The organism is Sphaerochaeta associata, from assembly GCF_022869165.1.
Lineage (GTDB): Bacteria > Spirochaetota > Spirochaetia > Sphaerochaetales > Sphaerochaetaceae > Sphaerochaeta > Sphaerochaeta associata.
This window is the reverse complement of sequence record NZ_CP094929.1, coordinates 3,155,520-3,176,650: the sequence shown is the minus strand read 5'-3', so window position 1 is coordinate 3,176,650 and position 21,131 is coordinate 3,155,520. Positions and strand designations below refer to the sequence as shown.

At 51.9% G+C, this 21,131-nt stretch carries 17 protein-coding genes and 1 tRNA gene; 10 read left to right on the top strand and 8 right to left on the bottom strand.

Features of this window, described 5'->3' with window-relative positions:
* Positions 1 to 56 precede the first annotated feature (56 nt).
* Positions 57 to 1,334 (bottom strand): ABC transporter substrate-binding protein, encoded by a 1,278-nt coding sequence (locus MUG09_RS14655; protein ID WP_244772186.1) that lies wholly within the window; start codon positions 1,332 to 1,334, stop codon positions 57 to 59.
* A 270-nt stretch (positions 1,335 to 1,604) separates the two neighbouring features.
* Here MUG09_RS14655 and MUG09_RS14650 point away from each other — a divergent pair, with 270 nt between their 5' ends.
* On the top strand, positions 1,605 to 2,741 hold the full coding sequence (locus MUG09_RS14650) for a serine hydrolase (protein ID WP_244772185.1): 1,137 nt from the start codon (positions 1,605 to 1,607) through the stop codon (positions 2,739 to 2,741).
* Between the two features lie 3 nt (positions 2,742 to 2,744).
* Here the strand turns inward: MUG09_RS14650 and MUG09_RS14645 are convergent, their stop codons facing one another.
* From MUG09_RS14645 to MUG09_RS14635, 3 genes are read right to left on the bottom strand one after another with little or no spacing between them, the layout of a single operon-like run.
* Positions 2,745 to 3,512 (bottom strand): amino acid ABC transporter ATP-binding protein, encoded by a 768-nt coding sequence (locus MUG09_RS14645; protein ID WP_425314085.1) that lies wholly within the window; start codon positions 3,510 to 3,512, stop codon positions 2,745 to 2,747.
* Positions 3,505 to 4,173, bottom strand: coding sequence for an amino acid ABC transporter permease (locus MUG09_RS14640; protein WP_244772184.1), 669 nt, complete (start codon positions 4,171 to 4,173; stop codon positions 3,505 to 3,507). Before MUG09_RS14640 ends, MUG09_RS14645 begins: the two co-directional genes overlap by 8 nt.
* Positions 4,174 to 4,187: 14 nt before the next feature.
* Positions 4,188 to 4,973: an ABC transporter substrate-binding protein gene (locus MUG09_RS14635; protein ID WP_244772183.1), complete on the bottom strand. Its 786-nt coding sequence runs from the start codon at positions 4,971 to 4,973 to the stop codon at positions 4,188 to 4,190.
* Positions 4,974 to 5,164: 191 nt separating this feature from the next.
* On the opposite strand from MUG09_RS14635, the gene MUG09_RS14630 reads away from it, so the two are divergent.
* Positions 5,165 to 6,721 (top strand): IS1634 family transposase, encoded by a 1,557-nt coding sequence (locus MUG09_RS14630; RefSeq protein ID WP_244772182.1) that lies wholly within the window; start codon positions 5,165 to 5,167, stop codon positions 6,719 to 6,721.
* Here the strand turns inward: MUG09_RS14630 and MUG09_RS14625 are convergent.
* Positions 6,718 to 7,428 (bottom strand): class I SAM-dependent methyltransferase, encoded by a 711-nt coding sequence (locus tag MUG09_RS14625; RefSeq protein WP_244772181.1) that lies wholly within the window; start codon positions 7,426 to 7,428, stop codon positions 6,718 to 6,720. The two genes, MUG09_RS14630 and MUG09_RS14625, sit on opposite strands and share 4 nt — an antisense overlap.
* A gap of 149 nt (positions 7,429 to 7,577) precedes the next feature.
* On the opposite strand from MUG09_RS14625, the gene MUG09_RS14620 reads away from it, so the two are divergent.
* Both MUG09_RS14620 and MUG09_RS14615 read left to right on the top strand, forming a co-directional pair.
* Positions 7,578 to 8,138, top strand: a complete 561-nt coding sequence (locus MUG09_RS14620; protein WP_244772180.1) for a CDP-alcohol phosphatidyltransferase family protein — start codon at positions 7,578 to 7,580, stop codon at positions 8,136 to 8,138.
* Positions 8,139 to 8,601: 463 nt separating this feature from the next.
* Entirely contained in the window at positions 8,602 to 9,390 is a 789-nt protein-coding gene (locus MUG09_RS14615) for an ice-binding family protein (RefSeq protein ID WP_244772179.1), read from the top strand.
* Between the two features lie 181 nt (positions 9,391 to 9,571).
* Here the strand turns inward: MUG09_RS14615 and MUG09_RS14610 are convergent.
* A tRNA-Ala gene (locus tag MUG09_RS14610) sits at positions 9,572 to 9,645 on the bottom strand.
* 183 nt (positions 9,646 to 9,828) lie between these two features.
* Here MUG09_RS14610 and MUG09_RS14605 point away from each other — a divergent pair.
* The 4 genes from MUG09_RS14605 to MUG09_RS14590 all read left to right on the top strand — a co-directional run bounded on the left by MUG09_RS14605 (position 9,829) and on the right by MUG09_RS14590 (position 13,736).
* Positions 9,829 to 11,295, top strand: a complete 1,467-nt coding sequence (locus MUG09_RS14605; protein WP_244772178.1) for a DUF1538 domain-containing protein — start codon at positions 9,829 to 9,831, stop codon at positions 11,293 to 11,295.
* Positions 11,292 to 11,897 (top strand): P-II family nitrogen regulator, encoded by a 606-nt coding sequence (locus MUG09_RS14600; protein ID WP_244772177.1) that lies wholly within the window; start codon positions 11,292 to 11,294, stop codon positions 11,895 to 11,897. The genes MUG09_RS14605 and MUG09_RS14600 overlap by 4 nt, the downstream gene beginning before the upstream one ends.
* A gap of 207 nt (positions 11,898 to 12,104) precedes the next feature.
* Positions 12,105 to 13,124, top strand: a complete 1,020-nt coding sequence (gene asd, locus MUG09_RS14595; RefSeq protein ID WP_244772176.1) for an aspartate-semialdehyde dehydrogenase — start codon at positions 12,105 to 12,107, stop codon at positions 13,122 to 13,124.
* A gap of 93 nt (positions 13,125 to 13,217) precedes the next feature.
* A complete protein-coding gene (locus MUG09_RS14590) occupies positions 13,218 to 13,736 on the top strand; it encodes an NUDIX hydrolase (protein ID WP_244772175.1) in 519 nt (172 codons plus the stop codon).
* Here the strand turns inward: MUG09_RS14590 and MUG09_RS14585 are convergent.
* Positions 13,714 to 15,942: a peptidase U32 family protein gene (locus tag MUG09_RS14585; protein ID WP_244772174.1), complete on the bottom strand. Its 2,229-nt coding sequence runs from the start codon at positions 15,940 to 15,942 to the stop codon at positions 13,714 to 13,716. The two genes, MUG09_RS14590 and MUG09_RS14585, sit on opposite strands and share 23 nt — an antisense overlap.
* 130 nt (positions 15,943 to 16,072) lie before the next feature.
* Here MUG09_RS14585 and MUG09_RS14580 point away from each other — a divergent pair, with 130 nt between their 5' ends.
* Complete coding sequence (locus MUG09_RS14580) at positions 16,073 to 16,621, top strand: Crp/Fnr family transcriptional regulator (protein WP_244772173.1); 549 nt, start codon at positions 16,073 to 16,075, stop codon at positions 16,619 to 16,621.
* A gap of 83 nt (positions 16,622 to 16,704) precedes the next feature.
* Here MUG09_RS14580 and MUG09_RS14575 read toward each other — a convergent pair whose 3' ends face one another.
* Complete coding sequence (locus MUG09_RS14575; RefSeq protein ID WP_244772172.1) at positions 16,705 to 18,600, bottom strand: phosphoenolpyruvate carboxykinase (GTP); 1,896 nt, start codon at positions 18,598 to 18,600, stop codon at positions 16,705 to 16,707.
* 663 nt (positions 18,601 to 19,263) lie between these two features.
* On the opposite strand from MUG09_RS14575, the gene MUG09_RS14570 reads away from it, so the two are divergent.
* Entirely contained in the window at positions 19,264 to 21,093 is a 1,830-nt protein-coding gene (locus MUG09_RS14570) for a phosphoenolpyruvate carboxykinase (GTP) (protein ID WP_244772171.1), read from the top strand.
* Positions 21,094 to 21,131: the final 38 nt, after the last annotated feature.

The window sequence follows — 21,131 nt, the reverse complement described above, 5'->3', positions numbered from 1 at the left end:
CGCCCCCCGGAAAGCTCCTGCACAGGATGAGACCTGTGCAGGAAACGAGTAGTGTATTACATCTTGGGAAGATCGGCGACAGCCTTCTTCATGTCTGCGATGAACTGATTGATATTGTTCTGGTTCTGGGCAAACAGGTCGAAGATCGGGCCGAAGACGTTCTGGCCGGCTCCATCGGGCAGCATGCCGAAGAAGACGCCATAGTTGCCGCCCTTGGCATTTGCCGCCATCAAGGCTTGGCTGAGCTGGCCGGCCGGCTTGAGCGTGACCGACTTGAAGGCGGGAATCATACCGGCCTTGTTGACCATGTAGTCATGACCTTCGGCTGTGGTGGCCATGGCATTGAGGAATGCCTTTGCAGCCTCGGCATTGGGGCTCTTGGCATTGACGCAGTACCATGAGGGAGCGAAGAGGTACAGGCCCTTCTGCTCGGTGTCGAGGAAGGCATGCGGGGCGTAGCCGATCGGGAAGGTGACACCAAGCTGTTTCAGGTTGGGATCGACCCAGTTGCCCTGATGCAGGAATGCAGTCTTGCCCTGGGCGAAGGCTCCGACCTGATCGTCATAGCTGCCGTTGAGCAGGATCTTCTGGTCGGCATACTTGAACAGCAGTTGCAGATACTTGGCATACTGAAGGAAGCGGGCATCGTCAAGCTTGCCTTGCAGGGCCATGTCGATGATGCGGGTGTCGGTAAAGTCAAGTCCGCCGCCCCAATAGGTAGCGAGGTTGTGCTGTGCCGCAACCCACCACATTCCGCCTGCAACCGATGCAGCCATGGAAACCGGGGCATCAATGCCTAACTCGGCTTTCTTTGCTTCGAGAGTCTTGAATGCCTGCTCGTATGCCGCACGAGTGGTCAGCTTAGCCGGATCGATGCCTGCTTTTGCAAGAATGTCGGCGTTGTACGCCAGACCGTAGCCTTCAATGGCGACGGGGAAGCCGTAGACCTTTCCATCCACCTTGAAAGCCAGGTCCGTGTCTGCAACCCATGCCTGGTCGCCGAGATCGGCGATGTAGTCTTTCCAGATGTCATAGCCGCCGCGGCCTTCGATCACAAAGATGTCGGGCATTTGGCCGGCTTGCGCTTTTGCCTTCAGGGCCCCGCCGTAGTCGGCACCGCCGCCGAGGGTCTCGACCTTGACCGTCACACCGGGTGTGGCTGCAGAGTAGGCTGCAGCATAGCCGTCGATGGCGTCCTTGATTTCAACCTTGAGCTGGAACATATTGACGGTTGTTTCTTTTGCAGCTTCCTGTGTGCCTGCTCCAAATACGGTGCCGGCTGCCAGGACAAGCATGAGGCTGAATGCCACCATGTTCAACAGATGTTTCCTCATTTAAAAATCCTCCTTCGTACATTCGTGATACAACCTGCCTTTTTAGGCAGGTGTTACGTAACACCTGCTTCTAGTGTAGCACGCTATAGCCACCTGTCAATCCTGTAATTATATGTTGTGAGAAACAAAAGACGTGAATACTTGTTATTCTCGGCATTGCATCCTGTATACCGGATTTACTTGACTGGATACGGTGGAGTGCTTTACAAAGATTTTCACTTGTGCTCATAGTAGCGTATGAAACCATACAAATACGTTGCATGCATATGCATGTTGCTTTTTGCACTCGGCATCTCTCTCTTTGCCGATGAAGCTTCCACCTTGGAAAGCCTGTTCACCAAAGGTCCTGAAAGCATTGACTATGCCGCGCAGTTTGAACGTGCTGTTCCGCTTGCTGTGATGCACCAGATTCTCGACCAATTTTCGGCGCAACTGGGTCCCTTCAAGCAGGTGAAGGGTAGTACCAATCCGTACACACTGGTCTTTGATGAAGGAACCGTAACCGCCTATATCAGCCTGGACGGGTCGAATCAAGTGGCCGGTCTGCAATTCACCGAAGTGATCAGAGCCCGCCTTACCCTCGCCGATGCAGTGAAGCAGATCATCGACCTCGATGCAGATACTGCTATCCTGATTCGTAAGAACGCAGAGACCGTGGTCGCCCACAATGCCGACATTCCCCTGGCCGTGGGCTCTTCCTTCAAGCTGGGCATCCTTGCCGCCGTTGAGGATGCCGTGCGAGAAAACAAGCTGCAGTGGTTTCAGAGTGTTCGGCTCCTCTCCATGTGGAAGAGTCTTCCAACAGGAATCCTGCAGGACTGGCCGACCGGCTCGCGTCTTACCATTGAGACGCTGGCGACCTTGATGATCAGCCAGAGCGACAACACCGCCACCGATGCCCTCATGTCGTTGGTTGGAAGAAACAGTGTGGGTTCATACCTGTCGAACAGCAGGCCCGTGCTCTCTACAGCAGAAGCGTTTCGGTTGAAGAATCCTGCGAACAGCGACCTGCTTGCGCGGTACCGAACAGGTTCATCTGCAGAAAAGGAAAAGGTTCTGGACCAGATCAAGAGCCGTCCTCTTATGGAGCCCGGCCTCCTTTCGGGTAATCCTGTCGCCATTGACATTGAGTGGTTCATGACAGCACATGAGCTTGCCTCCCTGATCGAGCGCCTGCAGATTCTGCCTCTTATGACCGTCAACGCAGGCCTTGCAACCAAGGAGCGCTGGCATCGGGTGGCCTATAAGGGAGGCAGCGAGCCGGGAGTGCTCAACCTGACCACCTATCTGGAGGATGAGGAGCACAATCGCCATACCGTAGTGGTCACCGTCAATAATGCTCAGAGCCCTCTTGATGAGAAGTTCATCATGGAGACGTATCAGGCGATTTTGAACCTCCTGGAATAGGACTCAACCTTGCTGGGGCAACACCTGCTTGAGGAAGGCCAAGGTCCGTTCTTCCTTCGGGGACGTAAACATGTCCTGCGGGTTCGCCTCTTCAAGGATGAAGCCCTCATCCATGAATATCACCCGGTCGGCTACCTCCTTGGCGAACCACATTTCATGAGTGACCACCAGCATGGTCATTCCTTTCTTGGCAAGATCCGTCATTACCGAAAGGACTTCCCCGACCAGTTCGGGGTCGAGTGCACTGGTGGGTTCGTCGAAGAGCATGATCTTCGGGTTCATCGCCAAAGCGCGGGCGATGGCGACGCGTTGTTTCTGTCCGCCGCTGAGCATCGCAGGATAGACGTCGGCCTTCTCTGCCAGACCGACTTGATCAAGGAGGTCCGAGGCTGCCTTGCGGGCCTTCTCCCTGGGGAATTTCTTCACCTGTACCATCCCCTCCATCACATTCTGTATAACTGTCATGTGAGGGAAGAGATTGAAGTGCTGAAACACCATGCCGAGCTCCTGCCGTACCTTGTTCAGCTGCTTCTCGCTCTGCTTCACCAGTTTTCCGTTGATGAAAATCTTTCCTTTCTGCGCCTTCTCAAGGAAGTTCACACATCGCAGCAAGGTGCTTTTTCCACTGCCCGAGGCTCCGATGATGACCACCACCTCCCCGCGTTTGACTTCGAGATTGATGTCCTTGAGCACCTCCAATTCCCCGAATCGTTTTACCAGATGCTCGATTCTCAGAATGGTTTCGTCGGTTTTCTTTGTTTCGTTAGTCACGGTCGCTCACCTTTAGTCTTTGTTCGATACGATGCATCACAAATGAGAGCACGCTGGTCATGATCAGGTACCAGATGCCGACGATCAGAAACATCTCCATATACATGAATGAGGATGAACCCATCTGCCTTCCCTTCAGCATGAGTTCGGGAACTGCGATGGTCGAAGCGAGCGAGCTGTCCTTGAGTGCAATGATCAGCTGGTTTCCAAGCGGGGGTACGGCTCGCTTGAAGGCCTGAGGCAGGATGATTCGCTGCATGGCTTTCGAGCGGGGCATGCCCAGGCTTCGCGCCGCTTCCATCTGGCCTATATCGATCGACTGGATGGACCCTCTGAATATCTCTGCAATATATGCCCCGTTATGGAAACCCAGGGCTATGACCGCCGAGGGAATCGGGGCGATGGTGACCAGGCTTGTCAGCCCGTAGTAGACGATGAACAGCTGCACCAAAAGTGGAGTCCCCCGCACCAGAAAAATGTACGACCTGCAGACAGCCGAGAGCCAAGAGCGATGGGAGAGGCGGCCGAGGGCGGCCACCAATCCAATCATGAGACCGAGCAGGATCCCGAAGAAGGTAATCTGCAACGTGTATTGAGCGGCTTCGGCGAACAGAAAAAACTTCGACGGGATGACTGTGAGATCCCAAGGTAGTATATGCATGGTAGGATGCTCCCTTATTCGACGGTGATGTCTTCTCCGCCGAACCACTTCTCACTGATCGCCTTCATGGTTCCATCGGCGAACATTGATGAGAGTATGTCATTGACCTGGTTCTTCAGCTCAGTGTTGTCCTTATGGAAGGCAATGGCCATCACCTCGCTTCTCAGTACCGAGCCGACCAAGGTGAGCCTGTCTCCTTCCTTGAGTTCTGCGATGGCATTGAGGCCGACGATCCTGTCGGTGAGCACTCCATCGATCCTGCCGTTGAGCAGCTCGATCAAGGTCTGGTTGTCGTCCTCGTAGAGCTTGACCTGGGTGCCCAGCTGTTCAGCATCCCGTTCGAAGGTGGTACCGGTCACCAAACCCAGGAGATGGCTTGCCTTCAGGTCCTCCACCTGCTTGATGGTGCTGTCCTTGCGGGTGATCAGCTGCGGTCCGCTATAGTAGTAGGGCTGTGAGAAATCAACGACTTTCTGTCTCTCCTCCGTAATCCCCATGCTTCCCAGGATGCCGTCATAGCGTTTTGCACGCAAACCTTCGACAATGCCGTCCCAGCTGGTGGTTACGTAGGTGAGTTCCTTTCCCATTCGGTCGGCGATTTCTTGGGCGACATCCACGTCAAAGCCGGCAACCTCGCCGGTTTCGGTCAGGTAGTTGAATGGGGGATACCCTCCAGAGCCTGCAAATGAGATGGTATTGTTGCTTTCTTTCTGTCCCTGGCCGACCAAGGAAGGCAGGACGAGCAAGGCCAAAAGACCAACAAGCAGCATAATACGATACAACTTTTTAGTTATGTTCACATGTATCTCCTTTAAGAACGTGATAGGAAATTGTAACAAAATTGTATGATCAAGAACAATAACAAGTACTCTATTTGTTATAATATATATGTTTGTAATTAGAGTTCAGTTATAACATGGTGTTGATTAATTAATTGGGAGGCTATGATTTACCCTTGAGATTGAGGAGTAGGAATGCTATAAATTATAACATGGAAGCTACACTTTCTCCTCCAAAAGTCATTGAAATTACCAATAAAAAGAACAACGTTACCTATCTCTACGAGGACCAACACTATTGGGACCCGCACAAGAAACAAACACGCCATAAGCGTCGATGCATTGGAAAGCTGGATCGTGTGACAGGCCAGCGTGTCTATAATCCAGCATATCGGGAAAAAATCTCCCGGCAGGAAGATACCGGGATGCAGGTGATTCCCACCTTCACCTCGCCGGGTCTTGCCCGCCTGCAGGACTATGTTCAGCAACACTGTCGACCAATTCAGGAGCTTGCTTCCCTGCTCGGTCCCGATGCGACCGACCGGCTTCTGCATCTGGCCTGGTTTCTCCTCTGTAACAGAAGGCCTTTGTCCTTCGCCTTGTTCTGGGAACAAGGGAAGTCGGGTCTCCATCAGGGGCCTGCCGACCTTCAGGCGGTGCGAGAACTGCTGAGATTGCTCGATGTGGAGCTGCTGCGGACATGGCAGGCCAAACTGACACAAGGAGGGCAGAAGTATGCGGTTTTCGACCTGTGTGCAATCGCCAGTTATGAGAATCACAATCCATACCTGCAGTATGGGTACAATCGAGACAGCGAGGCGCTCGAACAGAATACCATCGTACTTCTGACCACCTATGAGAGATTTCACCCCATCTCCTTCCAAATCCTGCCCGGCACCATGCTTGACTGCAGGACGGTAGACGAGACCCTGTCGTTTCTCGATGCGGACGATGCAAGCATTCTCATGCTCAACCGCAGGTTCTTCTCATTATCGAGGATTGAACAGTTGCTGCAACAGAACAGATCCTTCCTTTTCCGGGTTCCTACCAGACAAGGATGGCTCGATGAATTGATCGCAAGCAACCGGCAGGCAATCGAAACGGGTATTGGCCTGGTTGATTCACAAAAACGAAATATACGGAGCCTTCGCCTCCTGGCTCCATTTTTCGGGAACCAATCTCTCTATGTGCATCTGTTTTATGATGAGCTCTGGCGGACCAATCAAAGGGAGAATCTCTTTTCCTTGTTGGGCCGATGCAAGCGGGAGCTTGAAACCGGCCAGCATGTCGAGGAGCATGCAAGGTTGTATGAGACGTACTTCAGAGTCCGAAAGCGCAGCAAAGCCTTGCATCATGTACAGCTTGCATCCGATCCCGTACAGCGTTTCGAAGCCTCCCATGCCGGATTCTGGGCCTTGGTGACCAATACGGAACTTTCGAGCCAGGAAGCACTGGATATGTACGAGAAACGCAATGCGTTCGAACGAAGATTCGATAACCTCATGAACTTCGAGGATTGTCAAAACCTGCAGGTCCAAAGCCCGCAATACTTCCTTGGCAGGGTATTTCTGCAACTGATCAGTGAGACGATCAGGGCTGTACTCCACGAGGCTCTGGAAGGAAGTGGACTTTCCGTGGAAGAGGTGCTCTTCTCCCTCAGTGACTTGCGGAATGTCTCATTCAGCGAACAGGGGACCTGCTATTGCGGCCGACTTACCTCAGTACAGAAGAAAGTCAATGAACTGCTGCATCTGGGATTGGAGACCTAACGCCTAATCGCCCTTACAAACAAGAAGAGGGGAAACTTCATCAGTTTTTCGTATCCCTTGGGATCGGCGGCTTCAAACTCCTTGGCAGGATAGGGTTCGATGATGCGTTCTATAAGAAATCCGGAAGACGAAAGGGCTTCAGTAATTGCACTCAAACTGTGGTAATAGCTGTCCATGACCACCTCGACGCTGAACCCTTTCCAGGGAATATGCAACTCCTGCGTCTCATAATAGGACTGGAGATTGTTGTTCCTGTAAGCAAAAAAAGGGTGCTCGGTGGAGAATACCAGCCACCCTTGGGGCTTGAGTACTCGTGAGAACTCGGTAAATACCGGCAGCAGGTCCTTGCAGTACGTGATGGTCAAGGCACTGAGAATGCCGTCAAAGGAAGAAGATTGCAGAAAGGGCATCGGTTCCTCAAGATTTGCTTGCACGAATTCGGCTTTGTCCCCGATTCGGTCCCGGGCATGGGCAAGCATGGCTTCATTGGCATCGAGTGCAACAACACGTGCGCCCTCCTGCAGCAGCCACTGGGTGTAGGCCCCTGTTCCACATCCAGCATCCAAGATGTGCCGCCCACCAAGAGAACCCACCAGGGATTTGACCGCCGGCCGGTCGTAGAAAGCGTTGTGGGGCTTCGTGTCGATGGCTGCAGCATACGCAGCGCTGAGCTTGGTATAGGCTTGGTGGGGAAACGATTCTTTCATGGACGGGCCTCGATTTTCCTTTTTGCATTCAAAGCACATAGTGCACCATCAAGTATAGTTCCGGTATCAGCTTGGCAACAACAAAAAGTTGGTCTGCATCTGCTGACAGCCCGATATTTTCTGGTATTATGAAACTAGGAGCAAACGCTATGAGACGTGGTACCAGGAACATCCCCAATATTCTGTCCCTTTCACGAATCGTATTGTCTTTCGGCATGTTCTTCGTTGCCCAAAAGCCCCGAGTCTTGTTCTGGGTCATCGTCGTCTGCGGCATCACCGATGCACTGGATGGATTTTTGGCTCGCCGATTGCATTGTGAGAGCGACTTGGGATCCCGCCTTGACTCCTTGGGTGATCTGCTGTTCTTCAGCGCTCTGGTTCTGTATGTCGTACGGTACCAGATGGACGCAATCCAGAGATATCTGCTGGGTGTCTATGCGATATTCTTGATCAAAACCGTCTCGCTGGTCGTCTGTACCATCAAGAACCATACCACCTACTCACTGCATACCTATGGAAATAAACTCACCGGCATCATGGTGGTGGTATCCATCTGCCTGATCCTGCTGACCGGAGATGGTATGTTTACGGCGGTGTTGGTCGTCACAGGCATTCTCAGCGCCATTGAGGAGTTGCTGATCATGAGCCTGTATAAGAATCCCGACGTAAATATCCGAAGCATGCTTTGGGGCAGGAAGACTCAGCAATGATCGGTACGTTTCCTACACCTATGGTCTAAAAAGACTTAAACTGATCCTTGTTGTTGTTTATTGACAAATATAAACAAATAGTGATAAATATTTATATTAATTGATGGTTATTAATATTTATTGATTGACAATAAGGCCTATTTGTGTGATGATATAGGTAGGGAAGGTGTCATTGAAGTATCGGGCCCCTCCCTCAGTAGGCTTGCGCATCTTGGCGTAGGACCAACCAACATTCTTTCTGGAAATGCAAGGACTTTGCACGGAATACGTTGGTACTTATACCGAAAAACATCGAACTTCTTCCCCAGTGAAAGTACCCATTTACAGGTGTATCGGAAATCGTGCTCGAAGAGGAGCCGCTTTTCTACCGATGCATCATCTGTGAGCATGTGCACTTCAAATCAGCAGCCAACAGAGTACGGCGAGAAGCCGTACATCGAAACAAGAGATCCGGAGGATTTCAATGAAAAAAACCAAATATGTAAGAAATGTTCTCGTTGCAATGTTTGCAATCATCGTGATTGCAGGCTCGTTTATAGCTTGTGATGGGGGAGTTTCTTCTCCAGCCAGTACTGGCATCGGGGCCACAGTAGTTGACCTGGGTACTGCAGGTGACTTTGTAATCCTGTCAAAAACCGGAGTTGCGACAACTCCCACTTCTGCTATTACCGGCGATCTGGGGCTTAGCCCGGCTGCCAGAACCTATTATACAGGATTCTCTGAAACTCTTATTGGAACCTATGCAACCTCTACGCAGGTAACCGGCAATCTCTATGCCGCCAACATGACTTCGCCTACACCTTCGAATTTGACTACGGCGATATCGGATATGGAGACAGCATACAATTTTGCAGCCGGTCGAACCGAGCCCGATGAGCTGAACCTCATGTCTGGAGCAATCGGTGGGCAGACTCTCGCTCCTGGTCTCTATAAATGGACAAGTTCAGTGAATATCAGTGGAGCCAATCTCATCATCAGCGGCACCGCTACAGACACATGGATTTTCCAAGTTGATGGCGATCTTTCCCTGGCAAGCGCAATCCAGGTGACTCTTGCCGGTGGAGCATTGGCAAAGAACATCTTCTGGCAGGTGGCAGGTTCGGTGACCATGGGGGCGAACTCTCACTTTGAGGGTGTCGTACTGTGCATGACGAATATCAACATACAAACCAGTTCCAGTATGAACGGAAGATTGTTGGCCCAAACCTCTGTTGCGCTGGACCAAGCTACGGTGACACAGCCCGCTCCGTAAACCGTTGCGCTACAGATAGTCAAACTCACCCAGTGTCGGGGTGATTCCTTCTCCTTGGCCGTATGCACCCTCAGAGCGTGTATGCGGCCAAGCTTTATGTAGACCCACTGGATTTGGATTGAAGAATGACGTGAGCCAATAGAAACAGAAAAGCCGTTGCTTTCGCAACGACTTTTTCCAATGGAGGTAAGGGGAATTGAACCCCTGACCTTTTGAATGCCATTCAAACGCTCTAGCCAACTGAGCTACACCCCCAAGGCAATAACAGAAGGTATCATACGAATTGAAAACCAATAAGTCAAGTAGGTGCAAAAAGAATTATACTTTCAACTGCTTGACCTTTTTTCTCGTACAGAGTAATAATTCTTTGTATAATTATAATATAAAGTATCTCATTCCACTGAGGAAAATTCCGATTCCCAGCACAAGGAGGATTGCATGGAGTTGCTCAAGAAGTTAAAGGAAGTTGGATCATCCATCATTCCCATTCTCGCGCTTGTTGCACTCATGCATTTTTTCATCACTCCGCTGCCGGCGGGCTCATTGACATCCTTCATCATCGGAGGTTTCCTGCTTATCGTAGGCCTCTCCCTGTTTTTGCTGGGAGTCGACATTGGATTGCTGCCCATTGGTGAGCGCATAGGTTCAGCGGCAACGCGCTCCAAGCACTTGCCGGTCCTGCTTGGAACCGGCTTTCTTGTAGGGGTCGTCATCATTCTCGCAGAGCCGAATATTGCGGTCCTGGCCGAACAGGTGAAAGGGGTGAACCCTTCGATTTCCAAGACATCCCTTGTTTCCATGATAGCCATCGGGGTTGGGTTCTATCTCATGGTCGGCATGGTCAGGGTTGTTTTCCACCTCTCGCTTCGCTTGGTCTATCTGGTCAGCTATGCCCTGTTATTCATTCTTTTCATCTTCAGCCCCATTGAAATGATGGGTATCGCCTTCGATGCCGGTGGAGCAGCCACCGGTCCGCTGTCGGTGCCTTTCATCATGGCCATCGGTATCGGTATCGCCCGTGTCCAGAAGAAACAGAACGACGCCGACAACTTTGGGTATGTCTCCCTCGCCCTCATCGGTCCGACGTTCGCCCTTGGAATTCTTGGCCTGTTCAACAAAGGAGGAGGCGCTGCTGCTTCGGGCGATGCCAGCGTTGCTGCGGCGGGAAACTTCCTCACACTCATCCAGCCGAGCCTTGCAATGACGACCCAAGCCCTCGTTCCGCTTCTCCTGCTCTGTCTTTTCTATCAAATCTTTCTGTTGAAAATGCCCCTTGGCCAACTTGTCCGCATGGGAACGGGATTTGTCTATCTTTTCATCGGGCTTACCCTTTTTTTCATGGGGAGCAACGGCGGCTTCATCCCGGTGGGGTATCAGATCGGATACGCCATCGGGACCTACAATCAGTACCTGCTGCTCTTGGTTGGGGCGGTCATCGGCGCCATCACCGTCCTCTCGGAGCCCTCCGTGTGGGTGCTGGTGAACCAGGTGCAGGAGATCACCCAGGGACATATCAAAAAACCTCTCATGCTTGTCGCTCTTGCAATCGGGGTGGGTTTGTCGCTCTTTCTTGCCATGATTCGGGTGATAACCGGACTCTCCATCTGGTACTTTGTATTGACCACCTATGCATTGGCAGTATTACTCTCCTTCTTTGTGCCCGACCTGTTCGTCGGACTCTCTTTCGATAGCGGCAGCGTCTCCTCGGGTCCCATGGCTTCCACGTTCATTCTTGCATTCGCCATCGGCAGCTCGGTGTCGGTGGGAGGCAATCCCCTCACTGATGCATTCGGGGTGATAATCTTTGTTTCGATGACACCTGTAGTCATTGTTGAGCTTCTGGGCCTTGTCTACAAACGAACGCAAAAGAAAATGGACGCTTCAAAAGGAGAAAAGAGCATATGAGAAATACCTTGTTGTTTGCAATTGTAGAAGAAGGGAAGGCCGATGTTCTGATGCAGGTAGCCAAGAAAGCCGGCAGTACCGGAGGCACCATCCTTACCGGACGCGGTACCGCATCCAGCTCTCTTTTGTGCATCCTTGGTCTTGGTGATTCCCACAAGGAAATCCTGATGACCGTAATCAATGATGCAGTCAAGGATGCAGTCTTCAAAGCAATAAGCAACGACCGTCATGTGCATGGGGTGCTTGCCGCCGTGCCGGCTTCATGGGATGGAGAGGCCTCTTCCGCACCAAAGACTGTAGAGTGGAATCTGATCAACGTAATCTGCACCAGCGGGTATGCCGACGATATCATGACTGCAGCCCGCAAGGCGGGAGCAAGCGGAGGAACCATCGTCAACGGCCGGGGAACCGCCAAATCGGATGACATTGCCTTTTACGGCTCGACTTTGGTACCCGAGAAGGAACTTTTGATGATGTTCGTGAAACGGGAACATACCGATAGGATTCTTGCTTCCATCGCACAGCTTTCCTGCATGCAGAATCCTGGCAGTGGAATCGCCTTTACCTTAGCAGTGCAAGAAGTTATAAAACTTGGGAGATAGGCTCCTCCTAGGCAAAATCACACAGATTTGCTATGCTTTTGCTGCACAAAGAAGTTTAGTATGATGAAACTCTGTGTTAATATAATAACAATTTGTTAAAATTATCAATTATTTGTTACCAAACACTTGAAAAACTCACGTAAAAACAGTACCGTACGGATACTTTATCGTACATGAACGGCCTTTTGCCGTTTGGGAGAACCGTAGATGGACAAGAAAATTAAAGTTGCCGTAATGGGTGCTACTGGCGCAGTTGGCCAGGTGTTTATGTGGATGCTGGCCGATCATCCTTGGTTTGAATTGGCATACACCACAGCTTCAGCTTCCCGCGTTGGCTTGAAATATGCTTCGACCGTACATTGGGTCATGCCTTTTGAGATGCCGAAGAATGTACGTGACGTGGAAGTGAAAGAGTTCAACATGGAAGCGATGAAGGAAGCAGGAGTCAAGATCGTCTTCTCTGCTCTTCCTGCAGAAGTCGCACGTGAAGCCGAGCCCCAGCTGCGTGACAACGGCTTTTATGTCTTCTCCAACGCCGCTTCCATGCGCTATGAGAGCAATGTTCCCATTCTCATTCCCGAGACCAACGTCGAACAGCTCGACTTGATCAAGGACCAGGGATATCCGGATAAGGGTTTCGTGGTTACCAATGCCAACTGTGTGACAACCGGCTTGGCCATGGCCCTCGCCCCGCTTCGCAAGTACGGGATCAAGAACATTATGCTTCACAGCTATCAGAGTGTCAGCGGTGCAGGATACCCTGGTCTTTCCTCTTTTGACATCACCGACAACTGCATTCCTTTCATCAAGGGTGAGGAAGAGAAAATCGAGAAAGAAATCAAGAAGATTCTCACCATCAATCCGGAAGTGTATTGCTACACCGTGCGCGTACCGGTCATGTTCGGACACCTTGAGGCTGTCTGGCTTGATCTCGAGCAGGACGTTGAGGTCGAGGACATCATCGCCGATTGGGCGTCTTTCAAGGAAGTCTCCGACCTGCCCTCCACTCCTGAATTGCCGGTCGAGTATGGCAGCGACAACACCTTCCCTCAGCCCAAGTATGCCTTCTGGGGAAACCCCAGCGGAATGGTTGTCTATACCGGCCGCCTCAAGAAGAAAAACAACAAGATCGGGTTCCTCCTGCTGGTCAACAACATCGTCAAGGGCGCTGCCGGCGGGTCGATTCAGAATGCCGAAGCCTTTGTAAAGCGGTTCGGCCTCATCTAAACAAGACCATCATGCACTCCGGGGCTTTCAATCTCTGTCAGGGATTGGAAGCCCTGCTTTTTATGGGTATAGTGCATGCATCGAGGAGCATCCATGGCAGAGTACTGGGATCTGTATGACAATGAACGCAAGGCATTGGGCAGAACGCACCTTCGCGGCCGCCCCCTTCCAGAGAATACCTACCATGTGGTGGTCTCGGTGTGGACGGTCAACCAGGACAACAAGCTGCTGTTGACTCTCCGTTCCGAGGAGAAGGAGCTCTACCCAAACCTTTGGGAGAACACCTCCGGTTCGGTGGTCAGCGGAGAGACCAGCGCCCAGGCGGCCCTGAGGGAGCTTGAGGAGGAGACCGGCATCGTTGCGACCGAGGATGAATTGGTCTTCCTTGGAACGGCACGCAAAGTGTTCTCCTTCGTGGATATCTATCTGGTCAGAAAGACGATGAAAGACTCGGCAATCCGCCTGCAGCAGGGGGAAACCACCGCTTACCGGTGGGTGACCCTCCCTGAACTGGAACACATCCACCGGCAAGGCAAGCTTGCCTTCCCTGTAGCCTATCGGTTCGAGCAGTTCAGGACATTGTTTGAATCTATGCTCTCACCAAATACGTAATGCAATCCTCGACCAGGACCTTGTAACGCTCCTTGTCCCCCTTGACGTACCAGGAGCCCCTATGAGGGCAATGCTCGCAGCTTTGCATCAACGAATCACGGCGGAAACACGAACGGCTGATGAAGAGCGGCGGCTTGAAAGAATCCTCCACGATGGCAGGGATGAACGGCCATGAGGAGAAATCGCCTTCATGCCGTTCCATCCAAAGGTATCCTCCCTTGAGATTGAGGCCCATCGAAAGAGCCAGGTTTGCAGCTTCGCTGTTGGCAAGGTAGAGGTAGATGTCAAAGAAGCAGGCAAGCTGCCGCTCCTCGAAATAAGAAACCTGGCCGATATTGTTCAGTCCGAAGCGTACCTGCTGGAGTACTCCTTCATTACGCAGCGCCTCGATCAGCTCATCGAGGTCGGCGTTGAACTGCCGCTCGTCGAACATCACCGGACTGAGAGGAAGGAATAATCGGTCTTCAAAGGTGAAGAGCAAGGAAGAGGGGGAGGCTCCCTCCTCTACCTTGCGCCTCAATACTTTCAGGTCAAGAAAGGGGAGGGGGGCGTCGGTTTGCAGTGCTGAGCGGGGAGGAAGGGTTTCCATCTCCTGCTTGTCAGCAACAATCTTATGCTCCTCGGTGGAGGTGAAGAACCGGGCAAGGTTCCTGTCCAGGCTCTCATACCATGCCCTTCTGGCCGCTTTGAGTGATGAGAGCGGTAAGAACAGCTCATCCAGACCATACTTGGTACGATTTTCCAGAGTCAGTGATCCCAGGGTGAAGTACGAGGTATCGCTCTGGCTGAAAATCTGCGTAAGATTTGCCTTTGTTTCCTGCTTCTTGTTCGCCTTGGAGACCTGGAGCGCGAAGAATTGGGTGCCCTGGCTTGATGAGAGGGTAAGGCCTTCGTCGGTGATGGTTATACTCATGTCGATGGGTTTCTTGACAGGGGGGAGGGCTTCACTGAGCAGGGCGGTATTCTGGTCGTGGCGGCTTATGACCATGATCAGCTCCCCCGCCTTCGGTACTGCAGACGAGGCGGGCAGATTGATTTGCACCGTATCACCCTTATAGGCTTCGGTGATGCTTCTCCCTCGCTGATCGATGAGCTGGGAAAGCCCGAACTTCACCGTCTCGATCGGTTCCCGCGTTCCTTTGGTAAAATACATCAGGCCGTCACGGAGGCTGAGCTTGCGTTCAAGTCGGACCAAGGCCCTTCCTTCCTTGACCAGAAGAACAGTTCCGGCCTTCAAGCCGCGGTGGGAGGGGAAGCTGGTGCTTCCCAAGGTGGGCGTTCTTCTGATGGAGAAGTCCTGTTTTGTTCTTCCATACCCAGCCAGCCAGCCGCCTGTCTGCCTGCGGGAAAAGACGATGCTCAAAGCCTCGTCGAGCTCTTCGGTATCACTCTGACCATCAAGGACAGCACGATAGTAACGGGCTGCAAGGGAGGTATAGGCGGGGCTTTTCATTCTCCCCTCGACTTTCAGGCTCTCGATGCCGAGGTCCTGAAGCTGCTTTGCCACCGGTCCCGCCTTCAGGTCGCTCATGGAGAAAAACCACCCGTCTCGCTGGCCCTCGGGAATCGGGCTGAGTACTTCGCTCACCGCAGGATCGGCAGAGACGGAGAAGTAGTTGCGGCAGATTTGGGCGCAGGCGCCGCAGTTTGCACTGCGTCCGCACAGTTGCTCGCTTGCCGTGCAAAGGCCTGAGAAGCTGTAGCACAAGGCCCCATGGATGAACACCTTCAGCTGCACATCGGGGCAGGCCTCACGGATGTACTTGATCTCCTCGAAGGTAAGTTCACGGGCGAGAACCACCCGCTCAAAGCCAAGACGAACCAACTCACGCACACCGCCGACCGTATGCACAGCCAGCTGGGTGCTTGCATGAAGAGAAAGGGAGGGAAACAGGGTCCTGATGATCTGAACAAGCCCCAAATCCTGGACGATGATGCCGTCGCAGCCGATGAATGCAATCTGCTTGAGGGTTTGCACAACCTCACCAAGCTGTGAGTCGTCGACGAGGGTGTTCACGGTTACGTATATTTTCTTGTCCTGAGTAAGCGCAACCTGCCTGAGTTTTGCGAGGTCCTCAAAACTGAAGTTGGTGGCCATCTTCCGGGCGGAGAAACTTTTCATGCCGAGGTAAACGGCATCGGCGCCTTCGGCGAAAGCCGTAAGGGCGGCTTGCAGGGAACCTGCAGGGAGAGCGAGTTCTGTCATGGCTTAAGGGTAGTGGGGCACTGCATCTCTGTCAATCCAGCCTGTACAACGTAAAAACCCCGGGCATGTGGCCTACCCTTGTTCTCAGCTCGGCCCTCAGCGTATACTAAAGAGGTGAAGGAGGCAGCCTATGACTATGAAACATGACGCTGGAAATCCTGTATTGGAAGTTCCCAAGGGGACGGTAATCTACGAGCAGGGCTCTCCTTGTTCCACGATGTTTTTGCTTCGCAGCGGGAGTGTCGGATTGTTTCTCAACTATCACACGCCACAGCAGTTCGAACTGTTTGTGATATCCAAACCCGGTTCTAGCCTGGGGGAGATGGGATTGTTTGACAAGGAGCCAAGAAACGCTACTGCAGTCGCCCTCTCCGATTGTGTTCTGGTGGAAATTTCCCAACAGAATTTTCCAGCATTCATTGCAGCCCATCCCGAGGAGACGACACAGATCATCCTGGATTTGAGCCAACGCTTCAAGTCGGCCATCCAAGAGGTGAAGAACAGCCACCAAATCGTTGCAGAGTGTCTGGAGGCCCTCAAGGAGGCCCAAGCGAATAAAAAGGATACACTCAAGGAACGGATTCGTAAAATTTCGGATTATTTGTTGGACATACCCCAGGATGTTCCGCCCGAGCTGTATATCAGCTTCAATTCGCGGTTCCACGGGACGATGTTCTAGATTGCTTGGTTTCAACCAATAATAGATACAGCACGCGGGATTTGGTTCCTGCGTGCTGTATTCACAAATAGAGAACTCAAGGCCTAACCCTTGAACGCTCCGGGGAGAATCAGGTCCCCATACGTATCCCTTGCCTTGGAAATTCTTGCAATGGTCTCATCCCAGTAGTCGAAGATCTCCTTCGGGGTATTGGGGTCCATTTTCTGGTAATAAGCCTTGGTTCTCTCCAGTTTCTCAATCCACTTGGTGCAGCGGAAGGTAAACAAATAGTCGTACTTCTCCTTGGGGAATTCCTCGTTCAGGTGCTTTGCAAAGAGGACCTTCAGGTCCGCGTAGCGGGGAATCTTTCCGGTGGGGGTGTCGTAGGCTTCATATTCACCATGGATTCGGCCCTCGGCCCAATGCAGCCACACTTTCTTTGCAAGCTTGCTGGTCATGAAACAGCCGTTCTCATCACGCATGAAGTAGTTGTTGCTGAAAATTCTCGGGGGCTTCTTCACCGATTCGCCGAACCTGATGTTGTTCATGGTATAGGTTCCAAGCGGATAGGAGACAAAGTCCATGTTGGCCATGGGACTGGGCGTTCTCACCCCTTCCTTGCCCAAGGTGGCGCTGGTGGTTTCCGATTCAAGGGTGGCTGCCTTGATGAGGATGCCGTCTTTCCAGTCAGGTGACTCCTCGACCGGAACGGTGATGTCGCTGTCCCTTCCGCCATAGAGCACTCCATCCACCTTGACGCCGTCTTTTGCCTCGAAGCCCTGCTTGTCGATGTTGTCCAGGTAGTCCAGGCGCATGGTGTACCGTGCATTGCCGTGGGCGACGCCCACTTCCTTGCCGGTTGCATCCTGCAATCCCTTTCTCCACTGTCCGAAATGGTTGCGGCCCTCTTCAGGGGCCTCAACGCCCATACCAAGCCAATAGGGTCTGTTGTCGGGGCCGCACAGGACGTTGGAGAAAATCACTTCCTGATTCATCATCAGGTTCTTGAAAATGACCGGGTCGTCCTGCTCGTTGACATCCTTGATGATGCCGAACATGCCGAACTCAACATTGACCGCCCTGAATTCTCCGTTGATGTTCCTGAAATAGGCAATGTCATCACCAACGATTTGTTCGCCGGGAATCATGGCGGTGGAAGTCTTGCCGCATGCAGAAGGGTAGGCGCCGCAGAAATATGTCTTGCGGTTCTTCCCCTTGTCCAGGGCTGCCATGACGAACATGTGTTCACACAGCCATCCTTCCTTGCCGGACTTGTTGATCGCCAGGCGCATGGAGTGCTTTTTCAGTCCCACGGAATTGCCGGCGTATTGGTTGTTCATGGAGTATACGATGTTGTTCCGGGTATCCATGTAGATTCTTCGGTTTTCCAAGTCGGCCGAACAATTGTTTTCATCAAGCGGGCCTGCAGAGTGGATGAACCTGAAGAAATCACCTTTCTCCGTCTTCTTCATGTTCAAAAAGTGTGTATAGGCGGTGCGATACAAAATATTCTCGGAGTGGGCGACGTACCAGCTGTCGGTAAACTGGATGCAGGGGATGGTGAACGGGCTTTGGGTAGGCCCTTCAGAATAGAACAAAACCACTGCTTCCTTTCCCTTCATGATGCCTTTTGCAATACTCATGATCTCAGCGTAGCCCTGCTCGTATTCAACCGAGTTCAGCGTTGCCATTTCTGCCATGTTTTCCTTGTAGACCATGAAACGGGTGTTCTTCTTGTCACGTGCCTGATCACCGTAGCCGTCCCAGTGAATGGTCTGCTTGGAGTGTGCCAACGTGAATTCTTCACCGAGTGCGAGGGCCTTGTCCCTGACGTATTGGGTATCCTTCTCACTGTCATCGCATACATAGATGCTTGTGGGATCACAGTGCTCGGCGAATGTTCCTACGAACTGCAGAACCTTCTCATTTTGCAAGGCCATGAGCTTTGTCAGGCTCTCTGCACTCATTTTTTCTGTAAGAATGGCTTCAAACTTTGTCATATCTCCTCCTCAAGGACAATATTGCAATATCCATTCTCTTCCTTTTGTTTTGATTGTTCAAGTGTTGGATGGATGCGTGCAACATTATGATCGATAAGCTTATAATTACTTATATTATAGAAAAATAATTACCTAATTCAGGAGCATCCTCCATGTCTTCGATGTACCTTGCAGGTAAGCTGGCTGTGTCAAAATGATACAAAAATATGACAAAATAGTGCTAAAATTTGTATTATTTCCTAAATATCTTAGAACTTTGCTAGATTAAATAAGAGTTAATTAAATCGCTTACTTTTCCTCCCTCCAATTCTCTGTTTGAAACCATGTTTAAATCCTCTGTATGACCATGGGTGCAACTTATTTTGAGGGAGACTTGCCTTGGATAATCAGTAATTACACTAAGTATATGCAATAAATAGATATATTATTATATGAATACACAAGAATGTGACTTATGGTACAGATTGTACATGCCGACCGTTCAGGATTTCTCATGCAGGCCTTTCTCTTGAAAAGAGATACGATAGAAGACAATCAGGGCTTGGAAATGCCCAAAACCTAGGGATAGACTTGATTTTAATTGTCGTCTCTGATAAAAGTGTAGGGTGAACTGTAACATATAAATTTTAATTTTGCAGTATTTTTTTCTAAGAGGAGAACCCCATGAACGTCAATGACATCAAGCATGCTGGGCTCAAGAAATGGATCTTGGATTTTGCAGCGCTTACGACCCCTGAAGAGATCGTGATCGCAGACGGAAGTTCCGCACAGTATGACGAATTGGTAGCTGGTCAGCTTGCCGGCGGCTATTGTGTCGAACTGAATCCTGAAAAGAGACCCGGTAGTATTGCTTACAACTCTGATCCTTCAGACGTAGCACGCGTTGAGAACAGAACCTACATCGCTGCCCGGTCCAAGGAAGCAGCTGGTCCCACCAATAACTGGATTGATCCCACTGAGCTTAAGAAGACCATGACCGGCCTGTACAAAGGCTGCATGAAAGGTCGCACCCTGTACGTCATTCCGTTCTCCATGGGCCCCATCGGCTCACCCATCGCCAAGATCGGTGTAGAGCTGACCGACAGCGCCTATGTTGTCATCAACATGATGATCATGACCCGTGTCGGTCTGAAGGTCCTCGATGTTCTTGGCACCGACGGTGAATATGTTCCCTGCTACCACTCCGTCGGCAAGCCTCTTGCCGAAGGCCAGAGCGACAACGGCAAGTGGCCCTGCGCTCCGCTTGAGGACAAGTACATCTCCCACTTCCCCGAAACCCGTGAGATTTGGTCCTACGGTTCCGGTTACGGTGGAAACGCACTGCTTGGAAAGAAGTGCCTTGCCCTGCGCATCGCTTCGGTCCTTGCCCATGATGAAGGCTGGCTTGCCGAGCATATGCTCATTCTCAAGATTACCAATCCCGAAGGCAGAAGCATATTCGTCACCGGTGCATTCCCGTCCGCTTGCGGCAAGACCAACCTGGCCATGCTCGTACCCACCATCCCCGGATGGAAGGTTGAGACCGTCGGTGATGACATTGCCTGGATGAAGTACGGCGCCGACGGCAGACTGTATGCCATCAACCCGGAAGCCGGTTTCTTCGGTGTTGCCCCCGGTACCTCCAATGACTCCAACTACAACGCCATGGTCAGTGCTTCCAAGAACAGCATTTTCACCAACTGCGCCCTCACCGAGGACAATGATGTATGGTGGGAAGGCATCGGCTACGATGCTCCCGGCAAGCTGATCGACTGGAACGGCAACGAGTGGGTGCAGAACAAGGGTGACAAGACCCAGAAGCCTGCAGCACACCCCAATGCCCGTTTCACCGCTCCGGCCGCCCAGTGCCCCAGCATTGCTTCCGAGTGGGAAGATCCGAAGGGTGTGCCCATCAGTGCAATCCTGTTCGGCGGACGCCGACCGAAGACCATCCCCTTGGTGCACCAGAGCCATGACTGGAACCATGGTGTATTCCTTGGTTCGATCGTCGGTTCGGAAATCACCGCCGCCGCTCTCGACCTCAAGGTCGGCACCATCAGACGTGACCCGTTTGCCATGCTTCCCTTCTGTGGCTACCACATGGGCGAGTATTTCCAGCACTGGATCAACGTCGGTAAGGCTGCCAAGGATCAGAGCAAGCTTCCCAAGATTTTCTACGTCAACTGGTTCCGCAAGACTGACGAAGGCAAGTGGCTCTGGCCCGGCTTCGGTGAGAACAGCCGTGTCCTGAAGTGGGTCTTCGAGGCCTGTGAAGGTACTGCAAAGACCATCGACACCCCGATCGGCGTCATGCCCACCGCAGATGCAATCGATCGCCCCGAAGGTGTGAGCATCGAGGATATGCAGGAGCTGTTGGCTGTTGACATCGATGGCTGGTTGAAGGAAGTCGAAGACATCCGCGCCAACCACTATCCGAAGTTCGGCGACAAGCTTCCCAAGGAACTTGCAACCTTCCTTGATCAGCTCGAGGCAAACCTCAAGGCTGCCAAGTAAGTAGCGTTTCATAAGCATTTTATACTGCGGCTCTCCTT

Coding starts and splice junctions, on each gene's coding strand:
- MUG09_RS14655 (WP_244772186.1), bottom strand. CDS start 1,334: ATGAGGAAACATCTGTTGAACATGGTGGCATTCAGCCTCATGCTTGTC.
- MUG09_RS14650 (WP_244772185.1), top strand. CDS start 1,605: ATGTTGCTTTTTGCACTCGGCATCTCTCTCTTTGCCGATGAAGCTTCC.
- MUG09_RS14640 (WP_244772184.1), bottom strand. CDS start 4,173: ATGCATATACTACCTTGGGATCTCACAGTCATCCCGTCGAAGTTTTTT.
- MUG09_RS14630 (WP_244772182.1), top strand. CDS start 5,165: ATGGAAGCTACACTTTCTCCTCCAAAAGTCATTGAAATTACCAATAAA.
- MUG09_RS14625 (WP_244772181.1), bottom strand. CDS start 7,428: ATGAAAGAATCGTTTCCCCACCAAGCCTATACCAAGCTCAGCGCTGCG.
- MUG09_RS14620 (WP_244772180.1), top strand. CDS start 7,578: ATGAGACGTGGTACCAGGAACATCCCCAATATTCTGTCCCTTTCACGA.
- MUG09_RS14615 (WP_244772179.1), top strand. CDS start 8,602: ATGAAAAAAACCAAATATGTAAGAAATGTTCTCGTTGCAATGTTTGCA.
- MUG09_RS14605 (WP_244772178.1), top strand. CDS start 9,829: ATGGAGTTGCTCAAGAAGTTAAAGGAAGTTGGATCATCCATCATTCCC.
- MUG09_RS14600 (WP_244772177.1), top strand. CDS start 11,292: ATGAGAAATACCTTGTTGTTTGCAATTGTAGAAGAAGGGAAGGCCGAT.
- asd (WP_244772176.1), top strand. CDS start 12,105: ATGGACAAGAAAATTAAAGTTGCCGTAATGGGTGCTACTGGCGCAGTT.
- MUG09_RS14590 (WP_244772175.1), top strand. CDS start 13,218: ATGGCAGAGTACTGGGATCTGTATGACAATGAACGCAAGGCATTGGGC.
- MUG09_RS14585 (WP_244772174.1), bottom strand. CDS start 15,942: ATGACAGAACTCGCTCTCCCTGCAGGTTCCCTGCAAGCCGCCCTTACG.
- MUG09_RS14580 (WP_244772173.1), top strand. CDS start 16,073: ATGACTATGAAACATGACGCTGGAAATCCTGTATTGGAAGTTCCCAAG.
- MUG09_RS14575 (WP_244772172.1), bottom strand. CDS start 18,600: ATGACAAAGTTTGAAGCCATTCTTACAGAAAAAATGAGTGCAGAGAGC.
- MUG09_RS14570 (WP_244772171.1), top strand. CDS start 19,264: ATGAACGTCAATGACATCAAGCATGCTGGGCTCAAGAAATGGATCTTG.